The sequence below is a fragment of the Micromonospora sp. C41 genome (genome assembly GCF_018070485.1).
In the GTDB taxonomy this organism is placed as follows: Bacteria; Actinomycetota; Actinomycetes; order Mycobacteriales; family Micromonosporaceae; genus Micromonospora; species Micromonospora chalcea.
In genome coordinates this window covers 136,090-151,078 of sequence record NZ_JAGPXP010000017.1, presented here as the reverse complement: position 1 = coordinate 151,078, position 14,989 = coordinate 136,090, and the positions used below count along the sequence as shown (strand labels likewise).

The 14,989-nt window shown below is 74.9% G+C and carries 11 protein-coding genes; 4 read left to right on the top strand and 7 right to left on the bottom strand.

Annotated elements, in window-relative coordinates:
- Positions 1-265: 265 nt before the first annotated feature.
- A complete protein-coding gene (locus KBX43_RS19600; RefSeq protein ID WP_140946346.1) occupies positions 266-6,031 on the bottom strand; it encodes a TIR domain-containing protein in 5,766 nt (1,921 codons plus the stop codon).
- A gap of 108 nt (positions 6,032-6,139) precedes the next feature.
- Here KBX43_RS19600 and KBX43_RS19595 point away from each other — a divergent pair, with 108 nt between their 5' ends.
- From KBX43_RS19595 to KBX43_RS19585, 3 genes are read left to right on the top strand one after another with little or no spacing between them, the layout of a single operon-like run.
- Positions 6,140-7,372, top strand: coding sequence for an SLC13 family permease (locus tag KBX43_RS19595; protein ID WP_043323767.1), 1,233 nt, complete (start codon positions 6,140-6,142; stop codon positions 7,370-7,372).
- 10 nt (positions 7,373-7,382) lie between these two features.
- Positions 7,383-7,706: a nuclear transport factor 2 family protein gene (locus tag KBX43_RS19590; RefSeq protein ID WP_043323765.1), complete on the top strand. Its 324-nt coding sequence runs from the start codon at positions 7,383-7,385 to the stop codon at positions 7,704-7,706.
- A 55-nt stretch (positions 7,707-7,761) separates the two neighbouring features.
- Positions 7,762-8,661: a GNAT family N-acetyltransferase gene (locus tag KBX43_RS19585; protein ID WP_043323763.1), complete on the top strand. Its 900-nt coding sequence runs from the start codon at positions 7,762-7,764 to the stop codon at positions 8,659-8,661.
- Positions 8,662-8,697: 36 nt separating this feature from the next.
- Here KBX43_RS19585 and sigJ read toward each other — a convergent pair whose 3' ends face one another.
- A complete protein-coding gene (gene sigJ / locus KBX43_RS19580) occupies positions 8,698-9,558 on the bottom strand; it encodes an RNA polymerase sigma factor SigJ (RefSeq protein ID WP_113972785.1) in 861 nt (286 codons plus the stop codon).
- A 140-nt stretch (positions 9,559-9,698) separates the two neighbouring features.
- Between sigJ and KBX43_RS19575 the strand changes: the two genes are divergently transcribed.
- Complete coding sequence (locus KBX43_RS19575; RefSeq protein ID WP_113972786.1) at positions 9,699-10,463, top strand: SDR family oxidoreductase; 765 nt, start codon at positions 9,699-9,701, stop codon at positions 10,461-10,463.
- Positions 10,464-10,491: 28 nt separating this feature from the next.
- On the opposite strand, the gene KBX43_RS19570 is transcribed toward KBX43_RS19575, so the two are convergent.
- The 5 genes from KBX43_RS19570 to KBX43_RS19550 all read right to left on the bottom strand — a co-directional run bounded on the left by KBX43_RS19570 (position 10,492) and on the right by KBX43_RS19550 (position 14,945).
- Positions 10,492-11,394 carry an inositol monophosphatase family protein gene (locus KBX43_RS19570; RefSeq protein WP_064445831.1) on the bottom strand — a complete coding sequence of 301 codons (903 nt, stop codon included), beginning with the start codon at positions 11,392-11,394 and terminating at the stop codon, positions 10,492-10,494.
- Between the two features lie 15 nt (positions 11,395-11,409).
- Positions 11,410-12,063 carry a hypothetical protein gene (locus KBX43_RS19565; RefSeq protein ID WP_113972787.1) on the bottom strand — a complete coding sequence of 218 codons (654 nt, stop codon included), beginning with the start codon at positions 12,061-12,063 and terminating at the stop codon, positions 11,410-11,412.
- Positions 12,060-13,064, bottom strand: coding sequence for a hypothetical protein (locus KBX43_RS19560; protein WP_064445829.1), 1,005 nt, complete (start codon positions 13,062-13,064; stop codon positions 12,060-12,062). The genes KBX43_RS19565 and KBX43_RS19560 overlap by 4 nt, the downstream gene beginning before the upstream one ends.
- A gap of 55 nt (positions 13,065-13,119) precedes the next feature.
- Positions 13,120-13,890, bottom strand: a complete 771-nt coding sequence (locus KBX43_RS19555; RefSeq protein ID WP_064445828.1) for a class I SAM-dependent methyltransferase — start codon at positions 13,888-13,890, stop codon at positions 13,120-13,122.
- A gap of 107 nt (positions 13,891-13,997) precedes the next feature.
- Positions 13,998-14,945 (bottom strand): LpqB family beta-propeller domain-containing protein, encoded by a 948-nt coding sequence (locus KBX43_RS19550; protein WP_113972788.1) that lies wholly within the window; start codon positions 14,943-14,945, stop codon positions 13,998-14,000.
- Positions 14,946-14,989: the final 44 nt, after the last annotated feature.

Below are 14,989 nucleotides of genomic sequence, written 5' to 3'. Positions count from 1 at the left end.
CACCAGCCACGCGTGTCCGGATTCCAGGATTCGCGGACCACATACCGGGACTGCAGTAGATCTTGGTACGAAAGGGCCCCCATAGGGGCCGTTTCCTACCAAGATCTCCGGACCGCCTCGGACGAGGCGCCCACGGCGGCCCGGCGGAACGAGCACCTCCCGGCAGCGCGCACGGCGGTGATCAAGGAGTTTGTGTCCGGATCGGGCGCGGATCGGGACGCAAACTCCTTGATCACCGCGGAGAGCACGGGGAGATTCGCGGGGGTCAGAAGGGGGCGTCCACGGGTAGTCGGCGGACCTGGGTCAGGTAAGGATCCAGCTCGCCCACCTCGAAGCGGCACGTGCCGATGACGTGCCAGAACTGGCCGCCCGGGTCACCGTCCAGCTTGTACCGGCCGTCCGGGCTCACCGCCGCCCATCCGTCCGGCAGCCCGATCAGCGTGGTCCGCAGCTGGGCGTGCTCCGGGTCGGCCACGTCCCACAGGCGTACGGTGCCGTCGTCACCGGCGCTGGCGAGCAGGCTGCTGTCCGGGCTGAAGTGCACCGACCAGACCCGCCGGGTGTGTGCCGCCAGCGTGCCGTGCAGCCGGCCGGTGACCGGGTCCCACAGCCGGATCACCAGGTCGTCCCCGGCGGTGGCGAGCAGGTTGCCGTCCGGGCTGAACGCGCACGACCAGAGGCGGCCGTCGTGTTCGGTGAGCACGACACGCGGCTGGCCGGTCTGCACGTCCCAGACCACCGCCGTGCCGTCGTTGCCGGCGCTGGCCAGCAGCGTGCCCTCGCTGTTGAAGCCGACCGAGTAGACCCGGTCGGTGTGGTGTTCCAGCGTCATCCGGCAGGTGGCGGTGGCGGCGTCCCACAGCCGTACCGTCTGGTCGTCGCAGCCGGTGGCAATGGTCTCGCCGTCCGGGCTGAACGCGACGGTGCGCACCCGGCCCCGGTGCGGGGTGAGCGTGGCGAAGTGGCGGCCGGTGCGGCGGTACCACAGGCGTACCGTGTCGTCGTCGTTCGCGGTGGCGAGCGCGTCGCCGTCGGGGCTGAACGCGACCGCCCAGACGTGGTCGGTGTCCACGTTGAGTTCACGCTCGTCGGCGCCGGTGTCGGTGTTCCACAGGTGCACGCCGCCGTCGCCGCTGGGCGAGGCGACCAGCGGCTCCTCGGGGCAGAACACCACGGACAGCAGCCGGTCGGCGGGGCTGGCGAGCTGGCGCAGCAGGCGGCCGGTACGCGGTTCCCAGAGCCGGATCACGCCGTCGTTGCCGCAGGCGGCGAGCACTTCCCCGTCGTCGCGGAAGGACAGCGCGGTGACCCGCCGGCCGTGCCCGCGCAACGTGTGCTGGAGCTGCCCGGTGCGTACGTCCCACAGCCGGGTGGTGCCGTCGTTGCTGCTGGTGGCCACCTGGTTCTGGTCCGGCCGCCAGACCACCGGCCAGACCGAGCCGCGGTGCCGGGTCAGCTCGTGCCGGACCTGCCCGTCGTCGGTGTCCCAGAGCTGGATCGCGCCGTCGCTGGCGGCGGTGGCGAGCAGGCTGCCGTCGCCGTTGAACCGGACGCTGTAGATCGCGCCCCGCTGCCGCCCGAGCACCCGTACCGGCCGGCCGGTCTCGGTCTCCCACAGCCGCAGCGCGCCGTGCGTGTCGCCGGTGGCCATCAGCGTGCCGTCGGGGTGGATGTCGAGGGCGTACACGTCGGCCTCGTGGCCGCGCGGCGAGCGCAGCAGCTCGCCGTCGGCGGCCCGGCGGACCCAGACCCGGCCGTGCTGCCCGACCGCGGCCAGCAGCCGCCCGTCCGGCGTGTGCGCCAGCCGGTAGACGACTTCCGGCTCGCGCACCTCGAACGCCAGCCGGCCGGTGGGGATGTCCCAGCCGCGTACCGTGCCGCCGCTGTCGGCCACCACGACCCGCCGGCCGTCGGGGCTGAACGAGGTGCCCCAGATCGGCGCGGCGTGGCCGGGCCACTCGTGGCGCAGCCGGGCGGTGCGCGTGTCGTACAGCCGCACCACGCCGGCCGCGTCGCCGACCACCAGCCGGCCGCGGCGGCCGTCGGTGAGCAGCGGCCACACCCAGCCGGTGAAGACGTCCTCGATGACGTGCCGCACGTCGCCGTGGTCGGCGTCCCACAGCCGTACGGTGAGGTCGGCCGCGCCGGTGACGAGCTGGTGGGAGGCGGCGTCGTAGCGGACCGCGTACACCCGGGAGCGGTGTCCCTGGAGCGTGCGTACCGGCAGTCCGGTGGCGGTGTCGCAGAGCAGCACACCGCCGTCGTCGCTGCCGACCGCGAGCACCGCGCCGTCCGGGCTGTACGCCGCCGGCACCGGCAGCCGGCCCACCTCGAAGCCGTAGGCGACGCCCACCGCGGGCGGGGCCAGGCCCGGCGCGACCGGCCGGCCCGGCGCGACGACGGCGCCGCGCAGCTCCGGGGCGCGCAGCATGGCCGCGTCGGCGCTGACGTCGATCAGCGCGGTGCGGTGCCAGCTGCTGCCGCCCACGCGCGCGCCGCGCAGGTCGGTACGGAACAGCCGCGCCCCGGCCAGCTCCGCGTCGCGCAGGTCCGCCCCGGCGAGGCGGGCCTGGTCCAGGCGGGCGCCGCGCAGCCGGGCGTGTTCCAGCCGCGCCTCGGTCAGGTTCGTGGCGACCAGCCGCGCGTCGGTCAGGTCGGCGCCGGTGAGGTCGGCGCCGGCGAGTTCGCGGTGCGACAGGTCCTCGCCGCGCAGCACCGCGCCGCGCAGGTCGGCCCGGTCGGGCAGGCGCAGCCGGGCGGACAGCCGCAGCGCGTTGGCGCGCAGCGTCTCCCCCGCCGACTCGTCGCCGAGCACCCGAGCGGTCCAGGCGGTGCAGCGGGCCGGGTCGGCGAGGTCGCCGAGGAACTCGACGGCGAGCGCGGACAGCGACCGCACCGCCAGCGCGGCCGGTTCCTCGCCCCGGTTGATCTGCTCGGCGACGCCCTCGGCGACCAGCCATTCCATGACCGAGGTGTGGATGAACCCGAACAGTCCGTCGTCGGTGCGGACGAGCAGGCTGCCCGCGCCGACCGCGTGCGCCGCCTGCGGGCCGGACAGCCGCGAGTCGGCGCGCCCGGCGAGCTGGCCGGTGGACTCGGCCAGCTCGGCCAGGCGCAGGTACGCCTCGCCGCTCTCCCAGAGCTGGAACGCCAGCCGGCTCACCGCCTGCCACAGCTCGGGGCGGCGCAGGCTCACCGGCGCGCCGGGGATGCCCTGGGTGCGGCGCTCCTCGAAGTCCAGCCAGGACTCCAGGATCTCCCGGTACAGCGCGGCGGCGCTGAACGTGCCACCCGCGCCGGCGACCGCGGCGAGGCGCCCCTCGTCCAGGTTGGCGATGAAGCCGAGCATACGCGGGTTGCGGGAGAGCCCGAGCAGGTCCTTCACGCCGGCCAGCAGGTCCATCCGCTCGCGGGCGGCCCGCTCGTCGCCGCCGTACCGGTTGCGCAGGAACGCCTCGATCTGCCCGGGGGTGAAGTCCTCCACGGCGAGCACGCGCCGGTGCGGCAGCAGGCCGACCCGTTCGCCGAGCGCGGTCAGCACCTGCGAGTTGGTCTTGAAGTGCTGGGTCCGGCTGCTCACCACGATCTTCGCGTTGCCCTCGGCGGCCTGCAGCAGCGTCTCCAGGTGGTCGGCCGCCCGGTCGTACGTGACCCGGGCGACCAGCTCGTCGAACCCGTCGAAGAGCAGCACGATGCGGCCCTGGCGCAGCATGTAGCGGAACGCCTTGAGGTCGATCACCTGCTCGCCGTGGTTGGCCAGGTGCGCGGCGACCAGGCCGTCGACGGAGTGTGCCTTGTCCAGCGCGCGCAGCTCGACCAGGATCGGGATCAGGTCGGGCGCGGCGGTGGGCAGCCGCCGGGCCACCTCGCGCAGCGCGAACGTCTTGCCGCGGCCGAAGTCGCCGAGCACCAGCACGAACCGGCCGTCCGGGGCGGAGACGGTCTCCAGCAGCTCGTCCACCACGTCGTCGCGGACGCGCTGGTCGGCGCCGACGAGATGGCGGTAGCGCTGCGGCACGTACTGCCCGGGCGGGTAGAGGCGGTCGGCCTGCAGCCGGGCGGTCTGCGCCGCGACGTAGTCACGCAGGTCGAGCAGGCCCTGGAACTCGGTCAGGTGCAGCACGCGCACGCCCCGGCGTTGCGCCTCCTCGGCCAGCCCGCGCGGCACCCGGTCACCGTCGTAGACCAGTTCGGAGGCGATGTCCGGATCGGTGGCGTGCACCCGGCGGGCGAAGACGTCCACGTCGGCGGCGGTGGGGGTGCCCACGTGCGCGCCGACGCGCTGCTGGCGGACCACGCCGTCGGAGCGGTAGCTGATGTAGAGGTGCGGCGGGTCGGTGTCGACGCGGCGTACCACCACCCGGTCGTAGCGGGCCTCGCAGACCTCGGCGAGCCGGTCCAGCAGGCGCTGCACCGGGGCGGCGGTGACCGCCACGCCCTGGGTGGCCCCCTCGACGGCCACCGGGCGGCGCGGGTCGGGCACCTGGGCCGGGCCGGCCGCGCCGAACGTCGCCTCGGCATGCGGCCAGTTCACCGCCGTCAGCGCCCCGGAGTCGAGGCGGTCGTCGCGGCCGAGCACCCAGCGGGTCATCCCGTCGCCGCCGAGCCGCAGCACCTGCGCCCGGCCGTCGCGGGGCGCGGCGGCCAGCGGCACCACCGGGTCGACCCGGGCCGACGGCGCGGCGTCGGAGAGCAGCAGGTTGAGCATCGGGCCGACCAGCCGGTTGACCGCGCCGCGGTCGCGCAGCGACACCGGATCCGGCGGCACCTCGTCGGCGTACGGGCTGCGCGCCCCCGGCGCGTGCGCCATCGCGCCCAGCCGCAGCCAGCCGGACTGCTGGTAGTGGCGCAGCCGCTGGGCGAACCAGCTCGACTGCGCCTCGCCGAGGAAGCCGTACCGGTCCTCCTCGCGGTGGGTGATGGCGATGGTGGAGTTCAGCCCGGCCACCACCACCCGCAGGTCCGGGACGGGGAACAGCGTCCAGGGCTGCTCGCTGTCGAAGATCCGGTCCTCGAGGCCCTGGTAGAGGTCGTCGAACAGGCGCGCGTAGTGCCGCCACTTCGGCCAGAACGGCGGCTGCGGGTCGACGTCGTCGGCCTCGCAGGTCGCGAAGTACGCGCGGCACGCGGCCATCGTCACGTCGCGCGGGCCGGGCACCACGATCAGGCGGTGCGGCTCCAGCCCGAGCAGCACCCGCAGGCCGGTGAGGAAGCTCAGCGCGTCGGAGAACTCGCGCGGGCTGCCCGACTCGGTCAGGTTGCCGGCGACGACGAGCAGGTCCGGCCGGGGCACGCCGTCGTTCATCAGCAGCGTGAGGTCACCCATCAGGTGTTCCTGCACCTCGCCGGGGGTGACCGGCGCGCCGGGGGTGATCACGCCCCGGCCGAAGCGCGGCCCGGCGACCTGGAGCACGGTGACGGTGTCCCGGGCGGTCGGCGGCGCCACCGCGGCCGGCGGGAACGGCGGCGGGTTGATCGGGGTACGCCGGGCGCGGCGCGGCGCGGGCGCTCCGGCGGCGGGCGCGGCGAGCACCCCGTGCGGGTCGGCCGGGTGGTGCGGGAACGCCGGCTGCCGCATCGGTTTGGCCCGGCCGTCGAGCGCCTCCCGGATGCGGTCGAGCACCCGGTTGCGGGCCTGCGCCGGGTCGTCCACACCGACCAGGTCCACATAGGTGATGGTGGCGAGCAGCCCGTCGATCGGGCAGTCCTCGACGCGTACCGTGACGAGCTTGTTTCCGGTGCCGTCGGGGTCGGCGCGCAGCGCGGCCTGCCACTCCAGCTTGCCGTACGTGGAGTGCAGGTAGCGTTCGGACAGCACCGCCACCACGACCTCGGCCTCGCGGACGCCACGGTCCATGAAGTCGATGAAGTTGGTGCCGGCGACGAAGTCCCACGCCTGCAACAGTGTGCGGTAGCCGGCCGCCTCGAACTCCCACGCCAGCCACGTCGCCCAGCGCTCGTCGGCCGGTGAGTAACTGATGAAGAAGTCGATGGGGCGGTCGGACCGGGTGGGGTGCGCGCCTACAGCCACGTGGTCATTATGGCCACCGACGGTCAACAGATCGACACCCTCGGCAGTCCGGATCGGGCCCGCGTCGGGCTCCTGCCGCCACGCCCGCATGTGCGAGGATCATCACTCGTGGAGACCCCCGGCGATCCGCCGAACGCCGTGCCCGACCGTTCCCGCTGGGGCCGCCTGCACGTGCTGGACTGGATCGCGATCGGCCTGGCCGCGGTCGGGCTGGTGTGCGTGCTCACCGGGCTGCTGCCGCGCGCCGACGCCGAGGGCACGATGCGGCGGATCATCCCGATCCTGATCTTCCTCGGCACGGTCGTGGTGCTGGCCGAGCTGACCGCTGTGGCCGGGGTGTTCGACGCGCTCGCGACCCGGGTGGCGGTGACCGCGCGGGGCAGTTTCCGGGCCCTGTTCTGGCTCTGCGTCGGCTTCGCCTCGGTGACCACCATCGCGCTCAACCTGGACACCACGGCGGTGCTGCTCACGCCGGTGATGATCGCGCTGGCCCGGGCGCTGAACGTGCCGCCGACGCCGCTGGCCATGACCACCGTGTGGCTGGCGAACACGGCCAGCCTGCTGCTGCCGGTGTCCAACCTGACGAACATCCTGGCCAGCGACCGGGTCGACCTGGATCCGGTGCCGTGGGCGGCCCGGATGTGGTGGCCGCAACTGGTCGCCGTGGCGGTCACCGCGCTGCTGCTGTGGTGGTGGTACTGGCGTCCGGCGCGCGCCGGGGCCGACCCGTTCGACCCGCCGCCGCCGTACGTGCCGCCGGACCGGGTGCTCTACCGCACCGCGCTCGCCGCCTGCCTGCTGTTCGTCGCGGGAATCCTCGCCGGGGTGGAGATCGGCGTCGCCTCCGGGGTGGCCGCCGCGATCCTGGTCGCCGGCTTCGCGGTACGGGCCCGGCACCGGCTGCGGCTCGCGCTGGTGCCGTGGCGGCTGCTGGTCTTCGTGACCGGGCTGTTCCTGGTGGTGCAGACCATCGGCCGGTACGGCCTGGACTCCGTGATGGGCACGCTCATCGGCACCGACCCGGGCGCGGAGGGCGCGCTGCGGGCGGGCGCGGTCGGCGCGCTGTTCAGCAACGCGGTGAACAACCTGCCCGCGTACCTGGCCGGCGAGGCGGTGATCGCGGCCGACCGGCACACCCAGTTGCTGGCGCTGCTGATCGGCACGAACGTGGGTCCGCTGGCCACGCCGTGGGCGTCGCTGGCGACACTGATCTGGTACGAGCGCTGCCGGGCCGCCGGGGTGGCCGTGCCGCTGGGCCGGTTCGTGGCGACCAGCGCCGCGCTCGCCGTGCTCGCCACCACCGCCACCGTCACAGCGCTTCTTGTCGGTCCCGGCGCCTAGCATCGCGTCCATGAGCAACCCGCCCGAGATCGTCCGCCGCTACTTCGCGCTCGCCGGCCAGGCCGACAAGGAGCCCTGGCTCGCGTTGTTCGCCGACGACGCGGTGGTCGAGGACGAGGGCCGCACCCACCGCGGGATCGGGGAGATCCGCGCCTGGCGCGACGGCACGCCGCTGGTGTCGTACGAGATCACCGACGTCGAGCAGACACCCGCCGGGACGGTCGTGACCGCCACGATCAGCGGTGACTTCCCCGGCAGCCCGTTCGCCGGGCTGCGGTTCCGGTTCGAGGAGTACGACGACACCCGCATCCGCCGACTGCGCATCGCACCCTGAGCCGGGGCGGGAAAACCGCTACGGCCCGGCCGCGGGCAGTGGCTACCGTGCCCGCATGACCGCCGATTCCACCCTGCGCTTCTACGCCGACCCGGAGGAGTTCCTCGCCGCCGCCGGGACGTACCTGGCCGCCGACCCGGTGGTGAGCACCGTCGTCGCCAGCGTCACGCGCCGGATGGCGGCCCGCCGGGCCGAGGGCGTGGCGCTGCCCGAGGACGACTGGTGGCTGGTGGTGCGGGACGCCTCCGGGGCGGTGGTGGGCGCCGCGATGCGTACCGCGCCGTTCCCGCCGCGACCGGCGTTCCTGCTGCCGATGCCGCCGGAGGCCGCCGAGGCGCTGGCCCGCGCGTGGCACCGGCGCGGCGAGCGGGTCCGCGCGGTGAACGGCGCGCTGCCCGCCGCGCGCGCCTGCGCCGAGGAGGTCGCCCGGCTCGACGGCGGCCGGGTCGCTGTCGCCCAGCACACCCGGCTGCACGTGCTCGACCAGCTCACGCCGCCCGCGCCGGCGCCGGGCGCGTTGCGGACGGCCACCGCCGACGAGGTCGACCTGGTCGCCGCGTGGTTCGCCGCGTTCATGGCCGACGCCGACGAGCAGGCGGGCCGCCCGCGCGGCACGAGCGCCCACGAGACGCCCGACCGCGCCGATCTGCTGCGCCGCATCCGGGACGGCCGGGTCTGGTTCTGGACCGACGGGTCGGGCGCTCCGGTGCACCTGACCGCCGCCAACCCGCCGTCGTTCGGCGTGGCCCGGGTCGGTCCGGTCTACACGCCACCCGAGCAGCGCGGACGCGGCTGGGCCGGCAACGCGGTCGCCGAGGTCAGCCGGCTGCTCACGGCCGAGGGCGCGCGGGTGTGCCTGTTCACCGACCAGGCCAACCCGGTGTCGAACCGGCTCTACGCCGGCCTCGGTTTCCGGCCGGTGGTCGACATGGCCAACCTGGCCCTGGTCGACTGAGCCGACCTGGTCCCGGCCGACCGAGCCGGCTCCGGGTCAGCCGGTGAGGCCGAGCGCGGCCAGCCGGCGCGGATCGGCGATCACGTCCACGGCGGCGATCCGTCCGCCGGTGACGGTGAACGCCATCACCGACAGCGGGCGGTCCCCGGCGCTCACCAGCACCCCGGCGGCGCCGTTGACCAGCACCGGCCGGGCGTGCGGGAACAGCCGCCCGAACGTGGTGGCCTGCGCGGCCACCGTCGTCGCGCCGGTGAGCACGACCGTGTGGCGGGCGCGGGCGGTCCCCGCGTCGGAGCGCAGCACCACGTCCGGGTGCAGCACCGCGATCAGCGCGTCGAGGTCGCCGTCACGGGCGGCGGCGAGGAAGGCGTCGACCACCGCCCGCTGCCGGGTGAGGTCGGGATCGGGGGTGGGCGCCTGTCCGCGTACCCGGCGGCGGGCCCGGCTGGCGAGCTGCCGGGCCGCCGCCGGTGAGCGGTCGACGAGCGGACCGATCTCGTCGAACGGCACCCCGAACATGTCGTGCAGCACGAACGCGAGCCGCTCGGCCGGGCTCAGCGTGTCCAGCACCACGAGCAACGCCAGCCCCACCGAGTCGGCGAGCACCGCGGCATGCGCCGGGTCGTCGGCGTCCACCACCGGGTCGGGCAGGCGTACGTCGAGGGGGTCCTCCCGGCGGGCGGCGCGGGACCGCAGCGCGTTGAGGCTGACCCGGGCGACCACTGTGGTGAGCCAGGCATCCAGGTTGTCCACGGCGGCCGGGTCGGTACGGGCCAGCCGCAGCCAGGTCTCCTGCACCGCGTCCTCGGCGTCGGTGAGCGAGCCGAGCAGCCGGTACGCGACAGCGCGCAGACGCGGCCGCTCCCGCTCGAACCGTTCCGCCAGCCCGTGGTCCATCACCTGAGCCTCCCTCTCCCACACGTCGTCCCGACCCGCCACAACCAGCCGAGGTGACCGGAGGTGACCACCGTCACACCTGTCACGTCGACGGGTCGGCGCGGGTCGACGTGGCAGCACAGGCGACGGAGGGAAAGACGATGAACCCGCAGATCCTGGTCACCGGCGGCACCGGCACGATCGGCCGGCACGTCGTACCGCTGCTGCGCGCCGCCGGGCATCCGGTGCGGGTGCTCAGCCGGCGCGGCGGACGGTCCGGCGACGGCGTCACCCACGTGACCGCCGACCTGCTCACCGGCGCCGACCTCGGCCCCGCGCTGCGCGGGGTGTCCACGGTGCTGCACCTGGCCGGCGGCGCGAGGGGCGACGACCGCGCCACCGCCCACCTGGCCCGCGCCGCGCACCGGGCCGGTGTGGCGCACCTGGTGCACATCTCCGTGACCGGCGCCGACCGGGTGCCGCTGGCCTGGATCCGGTCCAAGCTCGACGCCGAGCGCGCGGTGACGGACTCCGGCGTCCCGTGGACGGTGCTGCGCGCCGCGCAGGTGCACGACCTGGTGCTGACCATGCTGACGGCGATGACCCGGCTGCCGGTGACGCCGGTGCCGGGCGGGCTGCGGCTGGAGCCGGTCGACGCCGCCGAGGTGGCGGCGCGGCTGGCCGAGCTGACGCTGGGCGCACCGGCCGGGCTGGTGCCGGACCTGGCCGGGCCGCACACCCACGGCATCGGCGAGCTGCTGACCGGCTACCTGGCGGCCACCGGGAAGCGCCGGGCACGCCTGCCGGTCCGCATCCCCGGGCGGGCGGGCCGGGCGTACCGGGACGGCGCGAACCTCGCCCGGCCCGGTGCGGCGAGGGGCGTGCGGACCTGGACCGACTTCCTGGCCGACCGAAGGCCGGGGTAGCGCAGGTTCGTCTGCAGCGGATCGCGTCTCACCAGCCGACCGAGCCGAGACTGACCGGGGTGAGGCGGCGCACCTGCGGCTCGATCCACTGTGCCGCGGTGACCAGCTTGACCAGCCGGTCGATGGTCTCCGGCGGCCCGGCCACGAAACTGCGCCGGTCCGCCGGGCAGCCGTACCGATCGTCGAACGTGCCGCCGTCGAGCGCGCGTACCGCCATGCCGGCCTCGGCGGCCAGCAGCATCCCGGCGGGCAGGTCGACCGCCTCGGGGCGGTAGCCGACGATGCCGTCGATGTCGCCGCGGGCCAGCATCACCCAGGACAGCAGCGGCGCCCACAGTTGCAGCACCCGCCGCGCGGTGGTGTCGAGCACCACCTTCAGCGCCCGGGCGGTGCTGTCGTCCCGGCGTACCTCGTGCCCCTGGGTCCAGGCCAGCACCGGCGCGGCCGGCACCGGCCGGTGCGCGGCGCGCAGCGGACGGGCGGCCGGGCCGGAGGGGTGCACGAACGCGCCCCGGCCGCGCACCGCCGACCAGGTACGGCCGGCGACCGGGTCGTGGACCACGCCGAGCACCGGCGAGCCGTTGTCGCACAGGGCGATCCCGACCACGTACGCGGGCAGTCCGATCGCCACGTTGTTGGTGCCGTCGAGCGGGTCGACCAGCCAGGCGAAGGCGGTGTCCGGGGCGTACTCGCCGCCCTCCTCGGCGATCACGCCGTGCTCCGGCCAGCGGGCCCGGATCCGGTCGACGATCAGCCGCTCGGCGGCCAGGTCGAGGTCGGTGACGAGGTCGCCGGTGTCGTTCTTGGCCCGGGCGCGCACCTCCCCCCGGGTGCCCCGGCGCAGCAGCCGGCCCGCCGCCTGGGCGGCCTCCACCGCGAACCGGTGCGCCTCGCGCAGGTCGGGCCCGCCTCTGCTCGGCTCCACGTCCATGGCTCCTCCAGCCAGTCAGCCCCGTGCCACCAGTCGCGCGATCTGCCGCGCCATCCGCGCGGTCTCCACCGCGTCGCATCGGTCCCGGCGTACCCAGTGGCTGCGCCCGTCCACCGCGCCGAGGCTTAGGTCGCACGCGCCGGGAGTGGTCCGGCCGAGCGCCACTGTCACCGCCGGCTCACCGGCGTCGACCTCCGAGGTGTGGAAGCCGCCGGCGCGCAGCGCGTACGAGTCGCCGGCCGAGTGCGTCTCCACGGTGGCGGTCATCGCGGTGACCAGCCGGTCGGTGGCGGCCATCTCGTCCACCTCGCCGAGGCTGCGCACCTCGTAGACCCGCCAGGCCGGGTCGGCCGGCGCGTCGTCGACCTCGATCAGCTCGTTGCGGACGGTGCCGTGCAGCACGTGGCTGAGCAGGTCCCAGCTGTGCGAGTGCATGGTGGAGGTGGTCGGGCGCACCGGCGGCGGGTCGGCGGGCCAGGCGTGCACGCAGACGCCGTCCGGGCCGTCGCGTTCCACCGGCAGGCAGGTGAAGCCGAGCGGGTGCCGGACCGCGCGCAGCGACCGCCGCCCCTCGGCGACGTCGTCGAGCACGTCCAGCGCCCAGCCGCGTAGGAGCTCCGGCCGGGTGCCCCGGTCGATCTCCCGTTCGAGGTCGGCGTAACTGGTCATGAGTAGGGGTTCCTCGCCTGGACGGCCTTGCCGATGATGTCGGCGACCTCGCGGTCGCCGAAGGACCGGGGCAGCGTCAGGCCGAGGGCGGTGAACAACCGCCGTACCTGCTCGACCGACGGCTCGTCGTCGAGCTTGACCTGGGCCGCCGCCTCGATCGGCACGCGCCGGCTCTGCCGGCGGCTGTAGTCCAGCTCGATGTTGAAACGGTTGTAGTAGACCTCGCCGCGGTCGATGCGCAGCGCGGGCGTCTGCGGGTTCTCCTGGGTGACGACGACACAGGAGGAGGAGAGGTCGTAGCGGAACGTGGTCATCTGCGCGGAGAGCCGCACGTCGACAGTGAGCAGGCCGGAGCGTTGCAGGTGCCAGCAGGCGGCCAGCACCGTCGCGTACGACTCCTTGCGGGTGCGGTCGACGGTCCACGGCTCGCCCGGCGCGTCCGGGTCGAGGCTGCGCCGGAACCGCGCGTACCGCTCGCAGACCTCCTCGTCGGTCGGGTCGATGATCTCGATGGCGACGGTGAGCGTGGCGTTGCGCCGCCGGGCGTGTTCCAGGCAGTCCGGCAGCGTGACCGCGCGCAGGAAGGTGCCGGTGCCGCCCTTGAAGCTCCACTGGTCGGTGTGCCGCCGGGCCTCGGCGAGCGCCTGCCCGACCTCGCTGCCGTGCAGCACCCGCACCATGGAGACGCTGTCGATGGCCTCGCGGGCCCGGTTCAGCGCGCCCTCCGGGCCGGTGATCTCCCGCATCTGCGGCACCAGTTCGGTGAGCCGGTCGCGGGTGTCCACGATGACCTGGCGGATCTCCCGCTCGGTGGTGCGCCGGCGCAGCCGGTCCCGCAGCACCGCCTGCGCGAGCAGGCCCAGCACCAGCAGGATCGCGCTGTTGACGACCTCCTGGCTGACCGCGTCGTTGGTCAGGCCGAGCACGGCGACCGTGAGGGCCAGGACGAGACCGATGAACGCGTCGAGGTTGGTCACGACCCAGGCGAGCAGGCGCGTCATGACATCCCCCGGTCGACGACGGAACCTCCATGATAGCCCGCTGTCAATGTCACCATCACACCCTGTTTCCGGCCGGCGGCGGCTGCCGGCGGGCGGCGCAGATCAGCGAGCCGCCGAGCCCGGGCGCGGCGCGGGCCAGCCGCCGCGACGCCACCCACCGCCCGCCGGGCAGCCGCCAGCCGACCTCGTTGGAGCGCAGGGCCACCGGCGTGAACCCGGCCCGGCGCAGCGTGCGGCGCAGCAGCGAGGCGGTGAACGGGCGGATGTGCAGCCACAGATAGGGGTGCAGCGGGTCGACCTGGCGTGGCGCGCGGCCGGCGAGGAACGCCAGCCGGTCCTGCACCGGCGCCAGGTTCGGGGTGGTGAGCACCAGCAGCCCGTCCGGCGCCAGCACCCGGTGGCACTCTCGCAGCAGCGCCAGCGGGTCGTACACGTGCTCGATCAGCTCCCCGGCGAGCAGCCCGGCGAAGCTGCCGGCGCGGAACGGCAGCCCGCGGGTGGCGTCCAGGCAGACCGGCAGCGCCCGGCCGCCGGTCACCGCGCGCGCCGCGCCCAGCGCCGCCTCGGCCATGTCGGCGAGCACGAGCGGGCCGGGCAGCGCCGCCGGGTCGAGCATGCCGCGCGGTCCGCAGCCCAGTTCCAGCACCGGCCCGCCGCCGGTCACCCCCTCGGTCACCAGCCGGGCCGCGACCGCGCGGCGCACCCTGTGGTACGGGTCGTCGACGTACCCGTCGACCTCCGCGCCGTCGTGGTAGCGGCGGTGGTTGGCGTGCCGGCCGTGCGCCTGCGCGCGGTGCGACGACGTCCCGGTCGGCGGCTCGGCCATCACCCCTCCAGAGCGGACGCCGGCCCCGTCGGCGGCGTCCGCTCCAAGCCTCGCACCGGTCACGCCCGGCGGCGCGCATCCGGTCCGTGATGCGCGCGCCCGGTGCGTCAGATCGCCCGCGCCCAGTCCAGCCGGGTGCTGTCGTCGTACTCGTCGCCGGGTATCCACCACTGCTCGCCGAAACCGCTGGTGGACACGATGATGTTGCCGCCGTCGGGGTACTCGTTCTCCGGCGGGATCGACAGCGCGGCGCAGTAGCGGCCGTCCGGGGAGAACACCGGGGACAGGTAGAACCGGGGTTCGTCGGTGAGCTTCTTCAGCCCGGTCCCGTTGATCCGCACCGAGGCGAGGGACTGGTTGAGCGTCTCCAGGTCCGGATACCAGCGGTCGGTGCAGAACACCACGCGCCCGGAGTCGGGCATGAAGACCGGCGAGCCGAACCGCTCGCCGGCCAGCGGTGTGTAGATCGGCCGCGCCCTGCCGGTCGCCAGGTCCAGCACGCGCAGCTGCGGCCCCTCGGAACGGCTGCGCCACCGCAGGGCGATCGAGGAGCCGTCCCGGGACCAGTCCGGGTCGGCCATAACGTGCCCCTCGACCAGCACCCGGGTGGCACCGGTCGCCACGTCGACGGCGATCAGGCGGTCGTTGTCCTGCCCGGTGACCAGCGCGATCTCGGTGCCGTCCGGCGACCAGGTCGGCGCGCCGTAGCGGACGCCGAACGGGTCGGCGAGCAGCGTGCGCTTCTGGCCGGTGGTCCGGTCGTACACCGCGACGAACGGCTCCAGCGTGCCGTCGCCGGAGCGGGCCGTGTTGACCCAGGCCACGTACCGGCCGTCGGGCGAGGTCTTGGCGTGGTCCCCGTTCGGCAGCAGCTCCCGCGGCGTGGTGCGGCCCGGGTCGACCTGGAGCACACCCCAGCCGACGCTGACCAGCCACGGCCCGTTGACCGGCTCGGCGGCGGCCGCGCCGTGGGACGTGGCGGCCAGCCCGGTCGCGGCGGCCAGCCCGGTCAACGCGGCGGTACGCAGCAGGGCACGACGATTCAACGCTGTCATTCGACAACCCCCGTGAGAGACGTGGCCCCCACCCTCCCGAGTGG